This is a genomic window from Halomonas sp. AOP22-C1-8 (assembly GCF_052378905.1).
Classification (GTDB): Bacteria; Pseudomonadota; Gammaproteobacteria; order Pseudomonadales; family Halomonadaceae; genus Vreelandella; species Vreelandella citrativorans.
This window is the reverse complement of record NZ_JBQSYD010000028.1, coordinates 16,154-37,997: the sequence shown is the minus strand read 5'-3', so window position 1 is coordinate 37,997 and position 21,844 is coordinate 16,154. Positions and strand designations below refer to the sequence as shown.

19 protein-coding genes are annotated in these 21,844 nt (G+C 55.7%); 7 read left to right on the top strand and 12 right to left on the bottom strand.

The window, feature by feature from the left end:
- Positions 1 to 132: 132 nt before the first annotated feature.
- Positions 133 to 2,658: a penicillin-binding protein 1A gene (locus ACT3TY_RS14425; protein ID WP_172118661.1), complete on the top strand. Its 2,526-nt coding sequence runs from the start codon at positions 133 to 135 to the stop codon at positions 2,656 to 2,658.
- A gap of 103 nt (positions 2,659 to 2,761) precedes the next feature.
- On the opposite strand, the gene ACT3TY_RS14420 is transcribed toward ACT3TY_RS14425, so the two are convergent.
- The 4 genes from ACT3TY_RS14420 to lhgO all read right to left on the bottom strand — a co-directional run bounded on the left by ACT3TY_RS14420 (position 2,762) and on the right by lhgO (position 7,609).
- A complete protein-coding gene (locus ACT3TY_RS14420) occupies positions 2,762 to 4,771 on the bottom strand; it encodes a TRAP transporter permease (protein ID WP_444628714.1) in 2,010 nt (669 codons plus the stop codon).
- Positions 4,772 to 4,805: 34 nt separating this feature from the next.
- Positions 4,806 to 5,303 (bottom strand): DUF1850 domain-containing protein, encoded by a 498-nt coding sequence (locus ACT3TY_RS14415; protein WP_444628713.1) that lies wholly within the window; start codon positions 5,301 to 5,303, stop codon positions 4,806 to 4,808.
- A gap of 29 nt (positions 5,304 to 5,332) precedes the next feature.
- The gene (locus ACT3TY_RS14410) at positions 5,333 to 6,292 is read right to left on the bottom strand and encodes a TAXI family TRAP transporter solute-binding subunit (RefSeq protein ID WP_193055323.1); all 960 of its coding nucleotides are present in this window, start codon (positions 6,290 to 6,292) and stop codon (positions 5,333 to 5,335) included.
- A gap of 120 nt (positions 6,293 to 6,412) precedes the next feature.
- Positions 6,413 to 7,609, bottom strand: a complete 1,197-nt coding sequence (lhgO, locus tag ACT3TY_RS14405; protein ID WP_444628712.1) for an L-2-hydroxyglutarate oxidase — start codon at positions 7,607 to 7,609, stop codon at positions 6,413 to 6,415.
- Between the two features lie 118 nt (positions 7,610 to 7,727).
- Between lhgO and csiR the strand changes: the two genes are divergently transcribed.
- From csiR to gabT, 4 genes are all read left to right on the top strand, one after another.
- Complete coding sequence (csiR, locus tag ACT3TY_RS14400; protein WP_087107872.1) at positions 7,728 to 8,417, top strand: DNA-binding transcriptional regulator CsiR; 690 nt, start codon at positions 7,728 to 7,730, stop codon at positions 8,415 to 8,417.
- 145 nt (positions 8,418 to 8,562) lie between these two features.
- The gene (locus ACT3TY_RS14395; protein WP_444628711.1) at positions 8,563 to 9,741 is read left to right on the top strand and encodes an acyl-CoA dehydrogenase; all 1,179 of its coding nucleotides are present in this window, start codon (positions 8,563 to 8,565) and stop codon (positions 9,739 to 9,741) included.
- Between the two features lie 39 nt (positions 9,742 to 9,780).
- The gene (locus tag ACT3TY_RS14390; RefSeq protein WP_444628710.1) at positions 9,781 to 10,995 is read left to right on the top strand and encodes a CaiB/BaiF CoA transferase family protein; all 1,215 of its coding nucleotides are present in this window, start codon (positions 9,781 to 9,783) and stop codon (positions 10,993 to 10,995) included.
- 81 nt (positions 10,996 to 11,076) lie between these two features.
- Positions 11,077 to 12,351 carry a 4-aminobutyrate--2-oxoglutarate transaminase gene (gene gabT / locus ACT3TY_RS14385; RefSeq protein WP_444628708.1) on the top strand — a complete coding sequence of 425 codons (1,275 nt, stop codon included), beginning with the start codon at positions 11,077 to 11,079 and terminating at the stop codon, positions 12,349 to 12,351.
- A gap of 59 nt (positions 12,352 to 12,410) precedes the next feature.
- Here gabT and ACT3TY_RS14380 read toward each other — a convergent pair whose 3' ends face one another.
- The 4 genes from ACT3TY_RS14380 to ACT3TY_RS14365 all read right to left on the bottom strand — a co-directional run bounded on the left by ACT3TY_RS14380 (position 12,411) and on the right by ACT3TY_RS14365 (position 16,255).
- Positions 12,411 to 12,662 (bottom strand): thiamine-binding protein, encoded by a 252-nt coding sequence (locus ACT3TY_RS14380; protein ID WP_444628707.1) that lies wholly within the window; start codon positions 12,660 to 12,662, stop codon positions 12,411 to 12,413.
- Positions 12,663 to 12,671: 9 nt separating this feature from the next.
- Positions 12,672 to 13,499: an alpha/beta fold hydrolase gene (locus ACT3TY_RS14375; RefSeq protein ID WP_444628706.1), complete on the bottom strand. Its 828-nt coding sequence runs from the start codon at positions 13,497 to 13,499 to the stop codon at positions 12,672 to 12,674.
- A gap of 192 nt (positions 13,500 to 13,691) precedes the next feature.
- Positions 13,692 to 14,738, bottom strand: a complete 1,047-nt coding sequence (gene dinB, locus ACT3TY_RS14370) for a DNA polymerase IV (RefSeq protein WP_444628705.1) — start codon at positions 14,736 to 14,738, stop codon at positions 13,692 to 13,694.
- 53 nt (positions 14,739 to 14,791) lie between these two features.
- Positions 14,792 to 16,255, bottom strand: coding sequence for a protein adenylyltransferase SelO (locus tag ACT3TY_RS14365; RefSeq protein WP_444628703.1), 1,464 nt, complete (start codon positions 16,253 to 16,255; stop codon positions 14,792 to 14,794).
- Positions 16,256 to 16,325: 70 nt separating this feature from the next.
- Here ACT3TY_RS14365 and ACT3TY_RS14360 point away from each other — a divergent pair, with 70 nt between their 5' ends.
- On the top strand, positions 16,326 to 16,937 hold the full coding sequence (locus ACT3TY_RS14360; protein WP_444628701.1) for a DNA-3-methyladenine glycosylase: 612 nt from the start codon (positions 16,326 to 16,328) through the stop codon (positions 16,935 to 16,937).
- On the opposite strand, the gene ACT3TY_RS14355 is transcribed toward ACT3TY_RS14360, so the two are convergent.
- The gene (locus ACT3TY_RS14355; RefSeq protein WP_444628722.1) at positions 16,859 to 17,773 is read right to left on the bottom strand and encodes an NAD-dependent protein deacetylase; all 915 of its coding nucleotides are present in this window, start codon (positions 17,771 to 17,773) and stop codon (positions 16,859 to 16,861) included. The genes ACT3TY_RS14360 and ACT3TY_RS14355 overlap by 79 nt on opposite strands.
- A 155-nt stretch (positions 17,774 to 17,928) precedes the next feature.
- On the opposite strand from ACT3TY_RS14355, the gene ACT3TY_RS14350 reads away from it, so the two are divergent.
- The gene (locus ACT3TY_RS14350; RefSeq protein WP_444628699.1) at positions 17,929 to 19,101 is read left to right on the top strand and encodes a UbiH/UbiF/VisC/COQ6 family ubiquinone biosynthesis hydroxylase; all 1,173 of its coding nucleotides are present in this window, start codon (positions 17,929 to 17,931) and stop codon (positions 19,099 to 19,101) included.
- Between the two features lie 68 nt (positions 19,102 to 19,169).
- Here ACT3TY_RS14350 and ACT3TY_RS14345 read toward each other — a convergent pair whose 3' ends face one another.
- From ACT3TY_RS14345 to ACT3TY_RS14335, 3 genes are read right to left on the bottom strand one after another with little or no spacing between them, the layout of a single operon-like run.
- Positions 19,170 to 19,943 (bottom strand): SDR family NAD(P)-dependent oxidoreductase, encoded by a 774-nt coding sequence (locus ACT3TY_RS14345; protein WP_087107844.1) that lies wholly within the window; start codon positions 19,941 to 19,943, stop codon positions 19,170 to 19,172.
- 21 nt (positions 19,944 to 19,964) lie between these two features.
- On the bottom strand, positions 19,965 to 21,314 hold the full coding sequence (locus ACT3TY_RS14340; protein WP_444622321.1) for a TRAP transporter large permease: 1,350 nt from the start codon (positions 21,312 to 21,314) through the stop codon (positions 19,965 to 19,967).
- A complete protein-coding gene (locus ACT3TY_RS14335; RefSeq protein ID WP_192526547.1) occupies positions 21,307 to 21,798 on the bottom strand; it encodes a TRAP transporter small permease in 492 nt (163 codons plus the stop codon). The genes ACT3TY_RS14340 and ACT3TY_RS14335 overlap by 8 nt, the downstream gene beginning before the upstream one ends.
- Between the last annotated feature and the right edge of the window lie 46 nt (positions 21,799 to 21,844).

The following is a 21,844-nucleotide window of genomic DNA, read 5'->3' as shown; positions in this document are numbered from 1 at the left end:
TAACGCGCCGTTATATTTACGGCATATCAACACTGGTGGCCGCTGCCTCGCCTTCCTATAATGGCAGCCAATTGCGCGATACGGCCGCTTGGATGCCGATCCTATTCTCCTTTTCATGGGTGCCCTCTGTTCATGACGTTTTTGCGAACCCTCATTCTGTCGCTGTTCTTTCTTATCGTGTCGTTAGTCGGGGCCGCCGCGTTAGCCATGGTGGGCGCGGCTATCTATTTTTCGCCTGGCTTACCTGATGTTCGTCAGTTGCAAGACTTCGAGCTTCACTCACCTCTACGAATTTTCACCAATGACGGTAAGTTAATCGGTGAGTTTGGTGAGGAACGGCGCATCGTCGTTGATTTCGACGAAATACCTCAGAACATGGTCAACGCTCTGGTGGCCGCCGAGGACACCAATTACTTTGAGCACTCGGGGGTTGATCCTCGAGGACTCGCAAGGGCGGCCGTTGAGCTTGCCCGAAGTGGTGCCATTCAATCAGGCGGCTCCACCATCACTATGCAGGTCGCGCGTAACTATATGCTGACGCTTGACCAAACCTTTACTCGTAAGCTGCGTGAAATTCTGCTGGCTCTGCAGATGGAAAAACTGCTCAGCAAGCATGAGATATTCGAACTTTACGTTAACAAAATTTTCTTAGGAAATCGAGCATATGGCATTGCAGCCGCTGCCGATACCTATTACGACAAGCCGCTTTCCGAACTGACGCTTGCAGAAACGGCCATGATTGCCGGGTTGCCTAAAGCGCCTTCCGCGTTTAACCCGCTGGCCAACTCCGAGCGCTCACTGATTCGTCGCAACTGGATTCTGTTCCGTATGCGCGAGCTGGGTTTTATTGATGACACCACTTATCAGGCTGCCGTACAGGAGCCGGTTACTGCACGTCGTCACTTCACCCAAACCGAAGTAGATGCTTCTTACGTGGCAGAAATGGCGCGTCAATATGCGATTGAGCGCTTTGGCGATGCGGCGTACACCGGCGGCTACCGCATTTATACGACGCTGGACAGTGAGCTTCAGCCGTTTGCCCGCGAGGCCTTGGCCAATGGCCTGCTTGAGTATGATTTACGCCACGGCTGGCGGGGCGCTGAACAGCACGATATAGCTCCCAGTCTCGTTGAAGCCCAAGAGCGTACAGCAACCCAGGGGCTGGAAGAAGAGCTTGCCGAGTCGCCTGAAATTCGTCAGACAGCCCGCCAGGCCGCCGAGCGTAGCCAAACGGAAATCGCCGGCGTTGAAGGTGATGTCAGTAACTGGCTGCAGGTGCTTGAGCGCACCCCCAACTATGGTCTGCTAAAACCCGCCATCGTCGTGGAAAGCGGTGGTCGTGAAATGCAGGTACTTACCCGTGGTGGCGAGCTGAAAACCATTAACTGGGACGGCCTAAGCTGGGCACGTACCTATAACAGCCCGCGCAGTCGTGGTGCTGAGCCAAGCTCTGCCGACCAGATTGCCGTACGCGGTGACCTGGTTCGCATTCTCGAAACTCAGGATGGCACCGTACGCCTTTCTCAGCGGCCAGATGCAGAAGGCTCGCTCGTTGCTCAAGACCCACGTACCGGCGCTATTCTCGCCTTGCAGGGCGGGTTTGATTTTAACGCCAGCAAGTTTAATCGCGCGGTTCAGGCACAGCGCCAGTCGGGTTCTATTTTCAAGCCCTTCATTTACCTTGCGGCACTTGAAGATGGCGAAATGAACGCTTCCACTGTGATCAATGACGCGCCTGTTGTATTGGACGACGGCAGTAACTCGCTCTGGCGCCCTGTTAACTCCAGCCGCGACTTCGCAGGACCAATGCGCTTGCGCCCGGCGCTTGCTCGTTCGCGCAACCTGGTCACTATTCGCGTTCTACAGGCGATGGGGCTTGATCATACGATTAACTATCTGGAAGGTTTTGGCTTCGCGCCAGGCCGCCTGCCTCATGGCCTCTCTTTGGCCTTGGGCAGCGCAAGTCTAACGCCCATGGAAATGACCAACGCCTACTCCGTGATTGCCAATGGCGGCTTTCAGGTGGCGCCGTGGTTTATTGAACGCGTAACTCGCAATGATGATCACGAGCTCATTGATGAAGCGACACCCCAAGTGGCTTGCCCCAGCTGTGCAGAGGGACAGGAAACTGTTGAGATTGATGGCCGTGAATACCCGGTTGCCAAACGCGTTGCCAACGCAGCGGCCACCTACATTCTGCGCGATATGCTGCGTGATGTTATTACCTCGGGTACTGGCCGTGGGGCGCTGAGTCTTAACCGTGAAGATATCGTCGGTAAAACCGGCACCACCAACAGCCAGCGTGATGCATGGTTTGCAGGCTTTAACACCGACCTGGTGACGACCGTTTGGGTGGGCAAAGACAGCAACGAAACCATTGCCGAGTATGGCGCCAACGCTGCACTGCCTATTTGGAACGCCTTTATGGGCAAGGCGCTTGAAGGCACACCCTCCGCCGTGCCTGAGCGTCCTGACACGGTGGTGACTGCGCGGATAGACCCTAACTCAGGCCGACGCTTACATGACAACCAGCCGGGAGGCATCAGCGAGTTCTTCCACCGCGACCACTTGCCCGACTACCAGCCGCGCGGAATTAGCCGCGAGCTGGAAGAGGCCAGCGGCTCACAAGGCTCGGGTACAGCGGAATCCATCTTCTAAGTAAGCCTGAAGCCAGTAACCGCTAACGCAAGAAACGCAAAAGCCCGGAAACCTAATGGTCTCCGGGCTTTTTTACATCCAGCTTTCGCCATCGTTTTAAGCGCTATGCAACACTCGGCGCTTCATGCTTACTGGCTCGCCAGTTTGTGCCAATCGCAACGATCATGACGGCAACACCGGCAATCTCGGTGATCAAGCTGGGGTAGAAAACCCCTACGATAGCGGCGCCAATGGCAAGGCGCGGTAACAAGCCCATACGGGTAAACAAGTACCCCTCAAGGGCGGCGGCAAAGGCGCACAACGCAAAAATCGCAATGACGGCATTCCAGATCACCACCGGCACCGGGCCGCCGACAATAATCTCCGGATTGAACACCATAAACAACGGAATGAGATAAAGCCCCTTGGCAAACTTCCACGCCTGGAAGCCGGTTTCCATCGGTTTACTGCCCGCGATTGCAGCCCCGGCAAACCCTGCCAAGGCGATGGGCGGCGTCACGTTAGAGTCCTGGGAGTACCAGAATACTACCAGGTGAGCGACCAGTAGCGGCACGCCAAACTCCGCCGTAAGCGCCGGGCCCACCAGAACAATCAGCACGATATAGCTCGCAGTAACCGGCAGGCCCATCCCCAGAATCAGACTTGCCAACAACACCATGACCAAGGCAAGCACCAGATTGCCGCCCGAGAAAGCGAGCATCATGGAGGAGAACTTAAGCCCCAGGCCAGTTAACCCAACCACACCCACGATAATGCCTGCCACCGCACACGCCATGGAAACCGCCACGGCATTGCGTGCGCCCAGTTCAAGGCCCTGCACCAACTTCACCAGGCCGATCCAAACCACCTCTTGGGTCCGCCTGACTGTCACCGGCTGACCCTGGCCAGGCGCGACAAAGAAGTACCATAACGCGTAACGTAAAACGGCCACGGCAATCATGGTAATCACCGCGTAGTAGCCGACCCGCATGGGCGAAAGGTTCATTACCAGTAGCCACACCAGCACGGCCAGCGGCAGCAGAAAATGCCAGCCATCCTTCATGACCTGGCGCATTTTCGGCAGCTCGCTTCTCGGCATGCCCTGCATTCCCTGTTTAAGGGCAATAATATGTACAAACAGATACACCGTCGCGAAGTACATGATCGCCGGTAAAATACTGACTTTGACAATATCCAGGTACGGCGTATTGGTGTACTCGGCTATCAAAAAGGCGCCTGCGCCCATCAGCGGCGGCATAATTTGCCCACCAGTGGAGGCAGCGGCTTCAATTCCTCCCGCCTGCCTGGGCTGATAGCCCAGTTTTTTCATCAGCGGAATAGTAAACGCGCCCGTGGTGACCACGTTGGCAATCGCGCTACCCGAGATAGACCCCATGCCCGCCGACGCCAGCACAGCCGCCTTCGCCGGGCCGCCGCGCTGGCGGCCCGTTGCAGCGTAAGCCATATCGATAAAGAATTTTCCCGCCCCGGTGCTCTCTAAAAACGCCCCAAACAGCACAAATATAAAAATGTAGGTCGCGGCAACCCCTAACGGCAAACCAAAGATACCTTCCTGCCCCAAGTACAGCTGGCCTGCTACTCGGTCCAGAGAATAGCCGCGATGATTTAAAATACCGGGCAGCCACTCGCCAAGCCAAGGCAGCTCACCGCGTGGCCCGGCAAAGGCGTATATGATGGCCAGCACGCCAATAATCGTCATCCCGAAGCCCACGGCACGGCGACTAGCTTCCAATACCGTGACCGTCGCAATGCAGGCCACCAGAATATCGGTTTCACTCCAGAAACCCGCACGATTGATAATCTCGTCTAAAAACAGCACAAGATAGCCGCCGGTAATCAGCGCGCCCGCTAAAAAGACAAGATCAATTCCCCAGCCAAGTACACCTCGCTTACGGTTCGGCCCAAAAACCGGGAACATTAAAAACGCTAACAGCATAATCAGCGCCAAGTGGATACCGCGCTGATAAAACAGCCCCAACGGCTGAATACCGGCGGAGTAGAGCTGAAACAGGGAAAGCCCGACAGCCACGATGGTGATACACCGCAGCACCAGGCGGGGTTGAATCGCATTACCGCCCGGCATTAATACCGGCGGTGGAGTGGATTCGTTCATGAAGTCCTCGGAAGTGTTGTCTCGCTTGTTTCTTTTAGAAGCGCTCTGGCTCACCCAGTTGGATGATGACTCGCTGCCCTGCCACTTGCTCGCTCAGGCTAATGTCAGGGTGCTCGCCATCGGGCCACACCACTTGATGATTGACCGCATTAGCACCGACTCGAAGTACATACCGGTTATTGATGACAGGCTCGTTAATCGCATTGATCCAGTAGCCACCCTGGCCATCAGACACTTGCTCACCTCGGCCAACAATGTGCCCAAGCCCTGCGGCAAAGTCAGGCTGATGGCTGCGCTCAAGCTGCATGACACCGTTGGCGTTGCGATAGCAATCCAGCACTGTGAAGTGTTCAACCGAATGCTGCCACTGAATGCACCAGCGCACGCCTTCAGGAGCGGCTTCCTCCAACAGCGTTTCGCCATCTTCAGTGGTAACCGTAAGGTACGCAGACGCCGAGGCGGGGGAAGCCCCAGCCTCGGCAAACGGTAAGCAGACCAACAGGAGCGCCATCAGTTTTTGTTGCCACTGCATGACGAATGCTCCGTTAGATGAAGGCGTCGTTACGGACGCAAACGGTCCGGAATTTCGACATCCATTTCCTCAAAGTAGCGAATTGCGCCCGGGTGCAGCGGCACCGGCGTTGAATTCATGGTGAACTCAATCGTGGTGTCGTTGGCGGCGGGGTGGACGGCAATCAGCTCATCGGTGTGCTCAAACAGCAGTTGGGTCAGTTGGTAGGCAAGCTCTTCATCCATCTCGGCGTTAACCACCAGGACATTGGGGATGCCGATGGTTTGAACGGCTTCGTCCATGCCGTCGTACATGCCAGCGGCAAGCTCATAGGGAGCAAACACCGCTTCCTCTTCCTGCGCGTTGGCAATTTCTTCATCGGACAGGCTGATCAAGCGAATGTCGCGCGTGGCGGCCAGGTTAAGAATGGAGCTGGTGGGCGGGCCAACACTCCAGAAACCAGCATCAATATCGCCATCGCGGATGGCATCGGCCGTTTCGTTGAAATTGAGCCGCTGGGGAGTAAAGTCTTCGTAGCTAATGCCGTTGGATTCCAGTACGGCGCGGGCGTTAAGCTCGGTGCCGCTACCCGGTGCGCCAACCGAAACTCGCTTGCCCGCCAGGTCATTGATGCTTTGAATATCGGATTCGGCAAGCGTCACCAACTGCACCGCATTGGGGTAGAGGGATGCCAGCGCCCGAGTGTTTTCCACCTGACGCCCTTCAAAATCGTCGGTGCCGGTATAGGCTTGGTACACCGTGTCGGCCAGTGCGGTGGCAAGATCGGCGTCGCCGCGCATGATGAGCCCCATATTTTCAACCGAGGCGCCGGTCACTTCCGCCGTCGCTTGAGCACCTTCAATATGGTTATTGATCATTTCAGCCAGGCCGCCGCCAATAGGGTAGTAAACGCCCCCGGTACCGCCAGTGGCGATAGAAAGCTGTTGGGCGCTGGCGGGCAGTGCTATGGCGAGCAGGGATGCTGCGGCTGCATATTTTAGTGTTTGCATGCGAGTTGCCTCCGTCCGGCTTGGACTTATAAGTATGCGTGACGATCAGAATATTTATTGTGCTTGCCGCTGCATTCGCAGCGGCGGCCACGTGACGTTAGCACGGCTGTTGCGTTGATGTTAATGGGACAATAGTGCCACGACCTGCTGAGTAATATGCGCCCCAATAGGAAGCGCTGACGTTGCCGCTGGCGAAGGAGCATTGCCTACGTTCACCGTCCGCCGTGTATTGACGAATAAAAAGTCATCGACCAACTTACCGTCACGGGATACGGCCTGGGCGCGAACGCCTGCGGGGTAAGGTTGAAGGTCATCAATAGTGATATCAGGGCAATATTTGCGGACCAGCTCCAGGTAGCCACGCTTATAAAACGAGTTTTTCATCTCCCCGATTCCTGGCTTAAGGTGCTTGCCCAATACCTTTAAAATACCGGGATGGGACAACATCTGAGCTATATCGCGTAGCGACATATCCTGTTTTCTATAGCCTTCACGCTTTAACGCCAGTACCGCGTTGGGGCCGACCGTTACCCGGCCATCGATCATTCGGGTTAAATGCACGCCCAAAAACGGCATGCCCGGGTCTGGAATAGGGTAAATCAAGTGGTTAACGATATGATTATGCTGCTCGGGCAATAAATAGTACTCCCCCCGGAACGGGCAGATGGTAAAGCCTGGCTTCTGACCCAGCATGCGGATCACCCGGTCAGCCATTAACCCGGCACAGGTCACCAGGTAGCGGCTGCTCAACGTATCGTTGGAGGTGGAGACCACCACCTCGGCACGGCGCTCTTCCAACCCTTTCACCTCAACGCCATAGCGAATTTTCCCGCCAAGGCGTTCAAATTCAGCGGCCATGGCACGAGTCACCTGGGCATAATCGACGATCCCGCTTGAAGGGACGTAAATAGCGGCCTCGCCACGGATATTCGGCTCACGCTCTTTAAGCGCCTCCGCGCTAAGCCACTCACGCTCCAGACCATTGGCCGCAGTACGTTCCCAAAGCGCTTGCATGCGCTGGATCTCAAGGGCATCGGTGGCTACCAGCAGCTTGCCGCAAATGGCGTAATCGACCCCATGCTGATCACAAAACGCCCGCGTTGCTCGGTTGCCCTCAAGACAAAACCGCGCCTTCAAACTGCCTGGCGTGTAGTACACCCCGGCATGAATAACACCGCTGTTATGGCCGGATTGGTGCTGAGCGGGGCCGTGCTCTTTTTCAAGCACCAGCAGACGCTTATCAGGGTAGGTCTGCTGCAGTTGCATTGCGGTAGACATCCCAAGGATTCCGCCGCCAATAATGATGAAATCCCACATCAATCACGCCTCTTATGCCAAAGTGTTAATTTTTAGTAATAATAGCCGCTATTCTTATATCTTCGCCGGTTTGCCACCCTTTCACCAGCGAGCCGACGTTATAGCAATGGAGATTGCCATGGAGCCAGATGCGCCGCGTCAAAATTTAGCGATTAACGCTTACCGCACGCTCAAGCACGACATTATCCGAGGCCGCTATGCGCCTGAAGAGAAGCTCCTTATGAGCCGCTTAAAGGAGCATTACGGCGTTAGTACCGGGCCGCTACGGGAGGCGCTTTCGCAACTGGTAGCCGACCGCCTGGTCGTGGCTATTAGCCAGCGGGGATACCGCGTAGCGCCCATGTCACTTGCTGAGCTTAATGATATTTATGACGCACGTGCCCAGCTGGAAGGGCTTATTTTGCGCTTGGCCATCGAGCGGGGCGACGATGAGTGGGAAGCCTCGGTGGTAGCCACGGCACACCGGCTTTCCAGGGTAACCGATATCAGCTCGCCCGATGAACTACTTGATGGCTGGGATACACGTCACAAGGCGTTCCATACCGCGATTGCCAGCGGCTGCAACTCCCCTCACCTGCTGCAAATGCGCCACACTCTGTTTGATCAGGTGGAACGTTACCGCCACTTGTGGCTACAGGAAACCGTTATGTCACCCACCGCACTAGCGCAAAAGCGCCAAGAGCACGCCGCCCTTGTTGAGGTTATTTTGGCCCGCAATGCCGAGCAGGCTGACACGTTAATGCGCGATCACTTGATGACACCAGTCCCCATCATTACGCAAGTGCTTAAGGCTCGCGGCATCCAATAAATTCTTCATTTCAAAAAATGTAGATATTTTTAAATAACGGCGATAAATTGGAATAGCTTTCAAAGTAGATCGCTGGATCGGCGTGGGCGCCTGGATGTGTCGACGCGAACCTGTTTCCCCTCAAGAATTCTCAGGAGACTACGTAATGACACACTTCAATTGGGACGACCCGCTATTGCTGGAGCACCAGCTCACAGAGGAAGAGCGCCAGATTCGCGATGCCGCCCACGACTACTGCCAAAACAACCTGCAGCCCCGTGTATTAAGTGCATTTCGTGAAGAGCGCTTTGACCGCGAGATCATGACGGAGATGGGAGAACTGGGCCTGCTGGGCGCGACCGTTTCCCCGGAGTACGGCGGTGCAGGCGTTAACCACGTTGCGTACGGCTTGATAGCCCGAGAAGTGGAGCGTGTCGATTCCGGCTACCGCTCAGCCATGAGCGTACAGTCGTCGCTGGTGATGTATCCCATTGAAGCGTACGGCTCAGAAGAGCAGAAACAAAAGTACCTGCCCAGGCTTGCCAGCGGTGAAATGGTCGGCTGTTTTGGCCTTACCGAACCCGACCACGGCTCCGACCCCGGCAACATGATTACCCGCGCGGAAAAAGTCGACGGCGGCTATCGGTTAACCGGCGCCAAAATGTGGATTACCAATAGCCCCATTGCCGATATCGCCGTGGTATGGGCCAAGTCGGCTGCCCACGACAACCAGATCAAAGGCTTTATCGTTGAACGTGGCACAGAAGGCTTCTCCACCCCAAAAATTGAAGGCAAGGTGTCGCTTCGCGCCTCGATTACCGGTGAAATCGTACTGGACGGCGCCTTTGTCCCTGAAGAGAACCTGCTGCCTAACGTCAGCGGCCTTAAAGGGCCTTTTGGCTGTTTGAACAAAGCGCGTTATGGCATTGCATGGGGTGTAATGGGCACTGCTGAATTCTGCTGGCACGCCGCCCGCCAATACACCCTGGACCGCAAGCAGTTTAACCGCCCGCTGGCGGCTAACCAGTTGATCCAGAAAAAGCTGGCCGATATGCAAACGGAAATTACCCTGGGCCTTCAGGCCGCGCTTCAGGTGGGTCGTCTGATGGATAGCGGCAACTGGGCGCCGGAAATGATTTCGCTGATCAAACGCAACAACTGCGGCAAGGCGCTGGATATTGCGCGCATGTCGCGAGATATGCACGGCGGTAACGGCGTTTCCGACGAGTATGGGGTAATTCGCCATATGGTGAACCTGGAGTCGGTGAATACCTACGAAGGTACCCACGATGTTCACGCATTGATTCTTGGCCGCTCTCAAACCGGCATTCAGGCATTTTTCTAAGCTGCCGCGCACAAACCACAATAGGCCACAGGAATCATCATGAGCAACGTAACCAAACCGCTGGCGGGCATTAAGGTACTCGATATTTCTCGCGTACTGGCCGGGCCCTGGTGTGGCCAAATGCTCGCGGACATGGGGGCCGATGTAGTGAAGGTCGAGCGCCCAGGCAGCGGCGACGACACGCGCCACTGGGGACCTCCCTGGCTTGAAAACACCGCAGAATCAGCTTATTACCTGTGCGCCAACCGGGGGAAACGCTCGGTGACGATTGATATGGCCAGGCCAGAAGGCCAAACGCTGATCAAGCAGCTCGTTGCCCAGTCAGATGTGCTGCTTGAGAACTTTAAAGTCGGCGGCCTGAAGAAATACGGCCTGGATTACGCCAGCCTGCAAGCGCTTAACCCGGCACTGATCTACTGCTCGATTACCGGTTTTGGCCAGCAAAGTCCCTACGCCCACCGCGCAGGCTACGACTTCATGATTCAAGCCATGGGCGGCATCATGAGTTTGACCGGCAAACCCGACAGTGAACTCGGTGGCGGCCCGGTGAAGAGCGGCGTGGCGTTTACCGATATTTTTACTGGCCTGTATGCCGCCAACGCTGTGCTGGCAGCGCTTTACCAACGCCGTGACAGCGGCGTTGGCTGCCATATTGATATGGCGCTGATGGATGTCCAGGTAGGCGTGCTGGCCAACCAAGCGCTTAACTACTTAACCTCCGGCAACGTGCCTCAACGCTTGGGCAATGCGCACCCTAACATCGTGCCCTATCAAGCGTTTGCGACCGCGGATGGACACATCATTGTGGCCGTAGGCAATGACGCACAGTTTGCGCGCTTTTGTGAGGTGCTCTCGCTAAGCGATCTGCCGCTCGATGAGCGCTTCGCCACCAACGGTGCCCGCGTTAACCACCGTGAAACACTCGTGCCCCTACTCGAAGCGGCCCTTGCTCAGCGAACCATGGATACATGGCTGACCGCCTTTGAAGCAGCAGGCGTGCCCAGCGGCCCCATCAATACGCTGGACCGCGTATTTGATGACCCGCATGTAAAAGCGCGCGGCTTAAAACAGACCCTGCCCCACTCACAGTCGGGCCAGGTGGATCTGGTGGCTAACCCTATTCGCGTCAATGGTCATTCCATGAGCGCCAGCACAGCACCGCCAGGCTTGGGTGAGCATACTGAACGTGTGTTAAACGACATCGGCATTAGCCCGGCCCAACAACAGGCACTGCGTGAGGCAGGTATTATTTGATTGCTCGGCGTATACGGTGTTTACGCCTATTAATTACGCACTATGCTGAAAGCCTATCCCTTATTAGATAGGAGTTGAGCCATGAGCAATGCTGAGCTAAACGAACTAAAGCGGAAATACGTTGCCAACGGCGCAGCGAGCCCTGCCACAGCGTTTGCCGACCATGCCGAAAACGCTGAAGTGTGGGATGCTGATGGCAACCGATTTATCGATTTTGCTGGCGGAATCGGCGTCCTGAACATCGGCCACCGCCACCCTAAAGTGGTTGCCGCGGTGAAGGCACAGCTCGACAAGGTAATGCATACCTGCCAAACGGTCATGCCCTATGAAGGCTACGTTCGTGTAGCCGAAAAACTTAGCCACCTGGTACCGGTTCGTGGCCACGCCAAGGTAATGCTGGCCAACTCCGGCGCCGAAGCGCTGGAAAATGCCGTCAAGATTGCCCGCGCAGCGACCGGACGCGCTAACGTCATCTGCTTTGATGGCGGCTACCACGGCCGCACCTTCTTCACCATGGCAATGAATGGCAAAGTAGCGCCCTATCAAACCGACTTTGGCCCCATGCCAGGCACCGTATTTCGGGCGCCCTACCCGGTCGATTATCACGGTGTTAGTGAAGATGAAGCCCTTCGCGGCCTGATGATGGCGCTTAAAACCGACGCGGGCCCGTCCAATACCGCCGCCATCATCCTGGAGCCCGTGCTTGGCGAAGGCGGCTTTTACCCGGCACCGGCCTCGTTTCTTAAAAAGATCCGCGACATCTGTGATGAGCACGGCATTTTGATGATTATTGACGAAGTGCAGTCTGGCTTCGGGCGCACAGGCAAGATGTTTGCCATTGAGCACAGCGGTGTTGAGCCCGACATCATGACCATGGCCAAAAGCATGGCCGACGGCATGCCGATTTCAGCCGTGGTAGGCACCGATACAATAATGGACGCCTCAGGCCCCAACTCCTTGGGTGGCACCTACACGGGCAGCCCAACCGCCTGCGCTGCCGCACTTGCCGTTATGGAAGTGTTTGAGAAAGAGAACGTCCTGGAGAAAAGCCAAGCCCTCGGCGATAAGCTGGCCAAGCATTTTAATCAGTGGCAGGCACGTTACGAAAGCGTCGCAAATGTTCGCCACATGGGCGCTATGGCCGCCTTTGAACTCGTCGCTGATAAAACTACCCGGGCACCCAATGCAGAGCTTGCCAGCGCATTATGCAAAAAGGCCCGCGAAGAGGGTTTGATTCTGCTTTCCTGCGGGATGTACGGCAACACCATCCGCTTTTTAATGCCCATTACCATCGAAGACGACGTTTTGAACGAAGGACTGGATATTATCGAGTCATGTTTGGAATCGCTGGCTTAGAACGACCACGTGTCGAAAACAAACGCGCCGCTCAAATTGAGCGGCGTTTCGTCGCCAAATCAATCACGGGGTCGTCGATCGCCCTCCAGGAAATTGGCCGTAAATACCGCTTTGCCGTAGGTCTCAAACGACCACTTCATCACCTCTCTCAAGGCTGCCATCACCGCATCGAACTCACCAAATATCTGAGTGCTCATGCGGTTGGGATACACCTCTAGCCCCGTTGCCTCAAGGCGCTTGACCACGTCTTTTACTAGCGGTTTAACATCATTGCCCAGCGGGTAGTAGCTAAGCTGTACAGAAAGATACATAACGCCTCCTTACGTTGTGTGTGGTGGCCTGCCAGTTGCGCTCGAAAAGCACTGCCAAGCGGCCAGAATGGCTAACCGTGTTTCGTCGGGGTGCTCCATCGGAAACATATGGGTTCCTGGCGTGTCGCTCACGGTTAAGCCTTTCCGCTTCAAACGTTTGATACGCGCTGTGGTAAGCAAATCCGACTCCTGACCGGCAATAATCGCCAGCGGCACGCCTACCCGGCTCGGCAAGCGCGAAAGGTGGTCCGGCAAGTGGCGAAAAATCTCCACCTCGACACGCGGATCAAACGTCAATTCTGCGCTGCCATCCTCTAAAAGCCGGGTACCTGCTTCAATGTAGTCGTTAAGCGCTGCCGGGGTAAAGCGGCTAAAGAGGCCGCGCTGACTTAAGGATTTAGCCATCACCTCGCGGCTTGGCCATACGCTGCGCCGGCCCTGGGTCTTACCTGCCGGTGTGATGCGATCCATAAAACCAAAACGTTTGGCCGCTTTCATGGCCCAAGCATCGGCTCCCAGCATCAACGGCGGGTCGAGCAGGATCACCCCGCAAAAACGCTCGGGCTGCTTGTCGGCCGCCATGGCCATCAGCGTGCCGCCCAGCGAATGCCCCACGCCTAGCAGGGGCGCCTGGGTATCCGGCAGATAGCTTAATAGCTCATCCACCAGGTTGGCCCAATTGTGGTTCACTGGGTAGTCTGGATGATGGCCAAGCCGATCCACGGGGTGGATCTCAAAGGTATCGGCCAAGGGTTCGAGCAGGCTTTTATAGCTTAGCCCAGGAAACCCATTGGCATGGGCAAACATCAGATGAGGCCGTGCGGGGGTTGTTGTCATAAAAAAACTCTTGGGCCTTTAACGCCGCCGTTATGGTCGCCAGTACACGTGGCAATACCGTTTTCATACAATCTTTCTCATACAAGCGTTTTCATATAAGCGTTTTCATACAACCGTTTTAACGTGCGGACTAAAGAGCGTCAATCGACATAAGGTTTAACAGGCTAACAAAATATCGGTAGCCGCTGATTTCTAAAACAGAGAGAGCTGCTCGGCCGGTGCGGCTTCTGCCAGGCGATACCCCACCCCCAGCAGACGCACCGGGCGCTCGCCGCGCGCCCAACCAACATTCAACAGCGTCTCGAACTGCTCAAGGTTGGGCGCGGGGTCGGCATGCTCCACCGTGGTTTGGGTAAAATCGTTAAACTTCACCTTGACCATTAACCCTCTTACGCCAGGCGGTGGGTCCAAGCGGGCATAGCGGCGCTCTAAATCTTCTAACAGCACAGGGAGTTGTTGGCGGCACTCCGCAAGCGTGGGCAGGTCCTTGGCATAGGTCTGCTCGGTACTTACCGATTTACGCTCACGATGGGTTTTAACCGGCCGCTCGTCATGGCCAAGGCTTAGCTCGTGCAAGCGTTTACCAAAGCGGCCAAACTGTTCCACTAGCTCTGTAAGTGGGCGAGCACGCAGGTCAGCGCAGGTATGGATATCCAGCCGCGCCATCTTTTCAGCGGTGCGTGGGCCCACTCCATGAATCTTTTTCACCGGCAGCGCCTGCACAAAGTGCTCCACTTCATCAGGCGTAATTACACACAGGCCGTCCGGTTTATTCCAGTCGCTGGCGATTTTGGCGAGGAACTTGTTGGGCGCCACTCCCGCCGACACGGTGATGCCTACCTCCCGCCAAACCCGCTCGCGGATCGCCTGCGCCATGCGCGTGGCACTTCCTTGGTGCAGCGTCACCTCGGAGACATCCAAAAACGCCTCGTCCAACGACAGCGGTTCGATTAAATCGGTCACCTCGCGATAAATCGCAAAGACCTGGCGCGCCACTTCCTTGTACTTGGCCATATCGCCACGGATAAGCGTTAAATGTGGGCAGCGTTTCAGTGCCTGAGCCATCGGCATGGCGGAATGAATGCCGTATTCGCGGGCGGGATAATTGCAGGTTGCGACCACCCCGCGCTGCTCAACGCTACCCCCAATGGCAATGGGAATATCCTTGAGCGCCGGGTTGTCGCGCATTTCTACCGCCGCGTAAAAGCAGTCACAGTCGCAGTGGATAATTTTGCGCACTGGCCACCCTTCTAACCTGTAAAAAAACACAGTTTATCACAGGTTTTTCCCATTCAGGTCCCGCAGAATGTTCTCAGTACTTGTTCGCTGCTGGTGGCGGGAACGGCCAAACGACGCGCTTCCGGTGAGTCTTCGAAGGGCTTGGTCACCGCTGTAAGCAAGGTATGAAAAGGTGCGTAGTCGCCCTCGTAAGCGGCATTAATCACCTCCTGAACGCGGTGATTACGCGGAATAACGACTGGATTGGCGTGCCGCATCGCCTTCCAACGCGCTGCATCCTGATGAGCAACACATTCGGCCTGCCAGGCTTCTGTCCACGCACCCAATGCGTCAGGCTGAGTGGTTAACGCAAGCACGGCATCATGGGTTTGGGCACCCGGTGAGGCGGCGTACTGGGTCAACGCGTCAAAGGTTGCCGTCATATCCATCTTGCCTTGGGCCATTTGGATTTCAAGCGACGCCATCAGCGTATTGGCTTGCTCGCTATCAGACGAAAGCCCTAGCTTATCCGCCTGACGCTTGCGCTGCTCATCGGCATGTATATCGGTAAAACGATGAATGGCCTGCGTTGCCTGCTCCACCGCTTCATCGCCCTGCGCCTGCATTAGCGGCAGTAACGTTTCCGCCAGGCGGGCCAGGTTCCATTGGGCAATCGCGGGCTGGTTTCCAAAGGCGTAGCGGCCGGCCTCGTCAATAGAGCTAAACACCTTTTGCGGATCAAACTGCTCCATAAAGGCACAGGGGCCGTAATCAATGGTCTCCCCGGTGATGCTGGTGTTATCGGTATTCATCACACCGTGGATAAAACCTACGCTCATCCAGTGTGCCACCAGCGCGGCCTGGCGGGCAACAACCGCCTCCAGCAGCGCCAGGTAAGGATCATCGGCCTGGGCCGCGCTTGGGTAGTGGCGCTCAATCGCGTAATCTGCCAGGGCTTTTAGGGTCTGTTCATTACGCAGCACCGAAGCAAACTGAAAGGTGCCAACGCGCACGTGGCTGCGAGCCACTCGGGTAAAAACAGCCCCCGGCTCAGGCAGTTGGCGTCTAACCACCTCTCCGCTGGCTACCGCGGCCAGCGCCCGCGTGGTGGGTACGCCAATCGCCGCCATAAATTCACTGACCAGGTACTCACGCAGTACAGGCCCGAGGGGCGAGCGGCCATCGCCGCCGCGTGAAAAAGGAGTTCGCCCGCTGCCCTTCAGCTGTATATCCCGCCGCTGGCCCTGCGCGTCTACCACTTCGCCCAGCAAAAGCGCCCGGCCATCACCCAGCTGGGGGACAAAATTACCAAACTGGTGGCCCGCATAGCCAAGCGCAATAGGGTCTGCGCCTGGGGGCAGCGTATTGCCGCTAAACCACTGCGCCAGCGTGGCGTTATCAGGCACCTCACTCGCCCCAAGGGTTTGGGCAAGGGCGTGATTAAAGGCAATTAAGCTGGGCGCTTTTACCGGTGTGGGCTGGCACGCTATCCACAGCGGCTCAGGCAGTGTTTTGTAAAAATGCTCGAACGTCAGCATAGTCACCTCCTCTATCATTGGGCGTTATCTCCTAATACCCTAGCAGTTCACTCAAGCAGGCGGTGAGATAATGTCATCTCTTCACGGGTTACCTTTGCCTCCGGTGTCACGCGACTTCTATCAACGCGATACCGTCGCCGTCGCCAATGACCTGTTAGGTTGCTGGTTAGTGCGTGTCATAGACGGCGTTCAGATGGCGGCGCGTATTGTCGAGACAGAAGCTTATTGCGGCGCCCACGACTCAGCCTGCCATGCCCACCGTGGATTAACGCCTCGCACGGCGGCGATGTTCGGCCAGCCCGGTCACGCCTACGTGTACCTGGTGTATGGCATGCACTGGCTGCTTAATATCGTCACCGAACCTGAAGGCTCGCCTTGTGCAGTGCTGATCCGCGCTATTGAACCCGTGCTTAACGAACAGGCCATGCGCGAGCGGCGCAGCATACCGGGCAGGCAACTATGTAACGGGCCCGGCAAACTCACCCGGGCACTTGGCGTGGATAAAGCACTTTACGGCCACGATATGACGCGCGCCGAGCAGTTGTGGGTATGTGCAGGCAGCCACTCGACGCCCATTGTCAGCGGCCCGCGTGTCGGCATCGACTACGCCGAGCCTGATGATCGTGATGCGCCCTGGCGATTTTGGCTGGAAGACAACCCGTGGGTATCCAAAGCGCGCTGACCCAGCGTCAACTGCTTAACGGCATGGGTTAATACCGGCGTTAATGGGGCGCGCCATTGATGGCTGAGTAGCGCATCTGCCCGGGTAACACCCAGCGACAGCGAGGCAATGGGCAGGCCCATGGCATGAGCTTCACGACAGAAGCGGTAGCCCGAAAACACCATTAACGACGTGCCTACGGCCAGCACCGCATCTGCCTTGTTCAAGCCTGCCTGCGCCGCTTGGCGACGCTCTGCAGGCACCACATCGCCATAATAAACCACGTCCGGCTTTAAAATGCCGCCGCAACGCGGGCAATCAAGCACGTGAAATGTACTGAAATCGGTTTCCAAGTCAGCGTCGCCATCCGGCGCGTGGGTCGCATTAAGTACGGCAAAGGCAGGATTCATGCGCGCCATTTCGCTATGCATGGCGTGGCGCATCATCTGGTAATGGCAAGTCATGCACTTCACCATATCCGCCCGGCCGTGCAGGTCGATGACACGCTTTGAACCTGCCCGCTGATGAAGGCGGTCAACATTCTGCGTTACCAAAAGCTCTACAAACCCCATCGCCTCTAGCGCTGCCAACGCCTGGTGAGCGCCACTTATTTGGGCTTCGCGGAGCGCTTTAAATCCGACCAGCGCACGCGCCCAATAGCGCTGACGCACGCTGAGCGATGCCATAAAGTCGCCGTGCTGAACAGGAGGTGGCCGCTTCCACTGCCCGCTAGCGTCGCGGTAGTCGGGAATACCGCTATCGGTACTCACACCTGCGCCGGTAATTACCCACAACCTGGGGTGCTGCTCGATAAAGCGAGCAAGTTCAAACCCCGCTTGGGCCACACTTTTTTCCATTTCCACGGCCTGCGTCAATTGATGCCCTAGGCAAGTTTCCCCTATCTCGACGATACTGTAGGACATTATGGGCACATGCAACGTACCTGGTCTCAGCGTACCTGGTCTCAGCGTACTGGGCAGCGATGCCTGACCATGCATTGAAGGAGCGCCTCATGCAGAGCGATCACGATATTATTATTGTTGGCGGCGGTATGGTGGGAGCCGCGCTGGCGGCCCGGTTGGGTAACGCGGGCTACGCTATCGGACTGATCGAGCGAGGTGCCACGCCTACCCCCATGAGCGGCGATTATGACCTGCGTATTTCATCGTTAAACGCCCGCTCGCTGGCGTTTGTTAAGCTTAGCGGTACAGACCTGCCCCAGGAACGCTGCTGCCCCTTCCGCCACATCGATGTCTCCAACCTGGACGGCACTGGGCATAGCGTGTTCTCTGCCAGTGATAGCGGCATGGACGATTTTGGCCTGTTTATTGAAAACCGAACACTTCAGCACGCCCTTTGGCAGCGCCTTCAAGAGCTGCCCAGCGTTACCTGTTATACCCACTGCGCACCTATCAATACGCTGATTGCTGGCGACAAGCGGGTGGTCGAACTGGATAACGGCAAGATGCTGAGCGCGCGCCTGGTGGTCGGTGCCGACGGCGCGCGTTCAACGCTACGCCAGCTAGCGGGCATCGAGGTCACTAGCCATAACTACCATCAGCGGGCGCTGATTGTGAACGTGGAAACAGCGCTTCCTCAGCAGGATGTGAGCTGGCAATACTTTACGCCGACCGGGCCCATCGCCATGCTGCCGCTACCCGGCCATCGGGCATCGTTAGTATGGTACGACCATGATGAGACGACCAAAGCCCGCGAAGCGCTGGATGACGACGCGCTTAAAGCGGCGATTGAAAACGCGTACCCCAAGCGGCTGGGCAAACTGACCCGCATTGTCGCTCGCGCCAGCTTCCCGATTAAACGCCAGCACGCCCGCCGCTATATCGGCAAGCGCTTGGCGTTAATTGGCGATGCTGCCCATGTGGTTCACCCGCTGGCAGGCCAAGGGTTAAATATTGGCCTGCACGATGCCGATACATTGGCCGAGATGGTTATTAAAGGCCGCGACCCGGGCGACCACATTAACCTGCACCGCTTCGAGTGCCAGCGCCGCGTGGCAAATCAGGCCATGATCGCCGCGACCGACAGCTTCCACCACCTGTTCACCGGCGCCAAACCGCTGCGCCAGCTGGGTGATCTAAGCCTGCATTTGGCCGAACGCTTCCCACTCGCCAAGCGCATGATGATGCAACAGGCCAATGGGTTGAATCCGTTTAAGAAGGGATAGATTTATTTCATAACCGGTCGGTAAACGCAGTGGCGCATGCTGCCAAGACTGGAGCTTGCGCCAGCTACTTACGGGTTATTAGCACTTCGTAAGGCGGTGAGCCCCACTCCCGCTGACTGAAAACCACCGTCAACCGCAATTGTCTGCCCCGTGACATACCCGCCCTCAGGGGAGCATAAAAAGGCAATCACCTCGGCTATTTCTTTCTCCTGGCCAAACCGGTTAAGAGGAATGGTCTCAAGGTAGCTTGCTTTCATTTCCGGCGCGGCTTCCACCAGTTTTGCCAATAGCTCCGTCTCTACGGGCCCAGGCGCTACACAGTTGGCTCTTATACCGTGCTCGCCCAACTCCATTGCCTGCTGCTTGGTTAAATGAATAACCGCCGCCTTGGACGTACCATAAGCCGTTCTTAACGTACTGGCGCGCAAACCCGCGATAGAAGCTACGTTAACAATCGCTCCGGATACCTTTTTCATCAGCGGCGTAAGGGCCTGCGTGACAAGAAAGGTGCCGTCCAGGTTCACCGACATGATTTTTTTCCAACTATCAAAGCCAGTCTCCTCTATCGGATGAAGAGCGGCTATTCCTGCGTTATTGACGAGCGCATCGACACGACCATATTGGCGCTCGATGACCGCAGCCATGGCGATAACGTCATCAGGATTAGAAACATCACATTCGATTGGCAGCACGCCGCTGTACGTCTCGGCCAATTCGTTGGCAACCGTATAGCTCATGTCCACCACGGCTACGTCATAACCCTTTGCAAGAAAAATCTCTACGGCAGCAAGCCCGATTCCCCGCGCACCACCGGTTACAACGGCAACTTTTTTAGTGACCATCAAGCACCTCTTCTCTCGTTATTATTGACTGACCAAAAGCATGGATATCTGCGGGAAGAAAGCCACTAATGCGAGCCCTACCAAACACGCGCCAACACAAATAAAGGTGCCTCGCGCTATTTTTTCAATGGAAAGACCTGTCACATTCGCAGCGACATAAAGATTAATACCCACAGGTGGTGTTATCAGGCCAATGGAGAGGTTAATCATCACCAAAACACCAAACCAGACAGGGTCCCAGCCAAGCTGGTGCACAATAGGAAGAAACACCGGTAACGAAATAAACATTACCGTTACCGCATCCATAAACATGCCAATAATCAGTAGAATCAGCATGATAACCAATAAAACAACCCACTCGTTGTTGCTCATGCCTAACAGCATGGAAGAGTAAGTGCCTACCAGGTCATCAACCGTTACCACCCAACCAAACAGGCTTGCGTAAGCAACCACCAGCATAACGACGGCAGACGATGCCGCCGCATCACTAACGGCTTCATACAATTTTTTGATGCTTAATGTTTTATAGATGACCGCGCCCACCAGTAACGCATAGATAGTGGCCACTAATGCGGCTTCCGTAGGGGTAAACACACCGGCGTATATCCCTCCCAAAATAACGACCGGTGTGAGCAGGCCCCAAAAAGAGTCTTTAAAGGAAGCCCATAATCGACCTGCATAGCCCAGTTGCGGGTAAGGGTTATCGCCCATCGACATAACGGAAGGTTCAGATGACAGGCCCGATGATCCCGCAGTTCCCGCGTTTTTCACGCGCCCCCACGGCAGGGTCACTATCATTAAACCGCCCATCATCAGGCCAGGTAAAATGGCAGCCATAAACAGCTTCGATATTGAGGTTTCAGCAATAACGCCGTAAATCACCAACCCGATAGAAGGCGGGATAACAATCGACAAGGCCGCGCCCGTACACACCAAACCTGCAGCATAGGCCTTGCGGTAGCCGTCTTCTTCCATGCCTTTTATGATCATGGGCCCAATGGCGGCAACCGATGCCGGGCCAGAACCGCTAACAGCACCCCAAAACAAACAAACGACCGTACCGACGATGCCCATTCCACCGGGAAGACCACCCACCAGTACTCTGAAAAATCGGATCATCCGGTCAGCGATTCCAAGCCTTCCCATCAACGTTCCAGCAAGAATAAAGAAGGGAATCGCTAATAATGAAAATTTGGTAATACCTGTCGCAATCAAATCACCGGCGAGATCTAATCCAAACCCCATGTGCCACATGGCATAAATAGCGGACAGACCGAGTGAGAATGCGACGGGCACCCTCAACAAAAGCAGCAGGAAAAAGACGCTAATCATCTGTGAACCTGTCGAAAGCGTGCCGAAGATATCAAACATCTGCGCCTCCGATCGTGGGTTCCACGTTGCCGTTCATTTCTTGCCATGCACGCTGCAAAAATCGAATAGCAATGAGAATAAAGCCAAAAGGTATCGCAACGTGGTAGTACCAGGCGGGTAACCCTAGGCCGTAAGAGCGGGTTCCACTATTAAACTGATTGCTTAACACTTCCCAGGAGAAATAGGCTGACATGCATAGTAACGTTACAGACAGCAGCACAGACAACATAAAGACGACTGTTTTAGCGTGCCTTGGCAATACGTTATAGAGAACAGTTACCGCCAAGTGTTCACCCCGCCTTGCCGCAATCGCCGCGCCAAAAATAGTTAATATCAAAAACCCATTGGTAAGAAGTTCTTCTGTCGCGGCAAGCGAGTAGTTAGTACCGTATCGAACAACGACATTAGCGAAGCCAAGTAGCGCCATACTCAAGAAGAGGCCAGTGCATACTATTTTTTCAAATTCGTTAATTATAAATTTCATAAGGCATTGACCCTATACTGACACCAATAACTCTGACTAAGGTTAG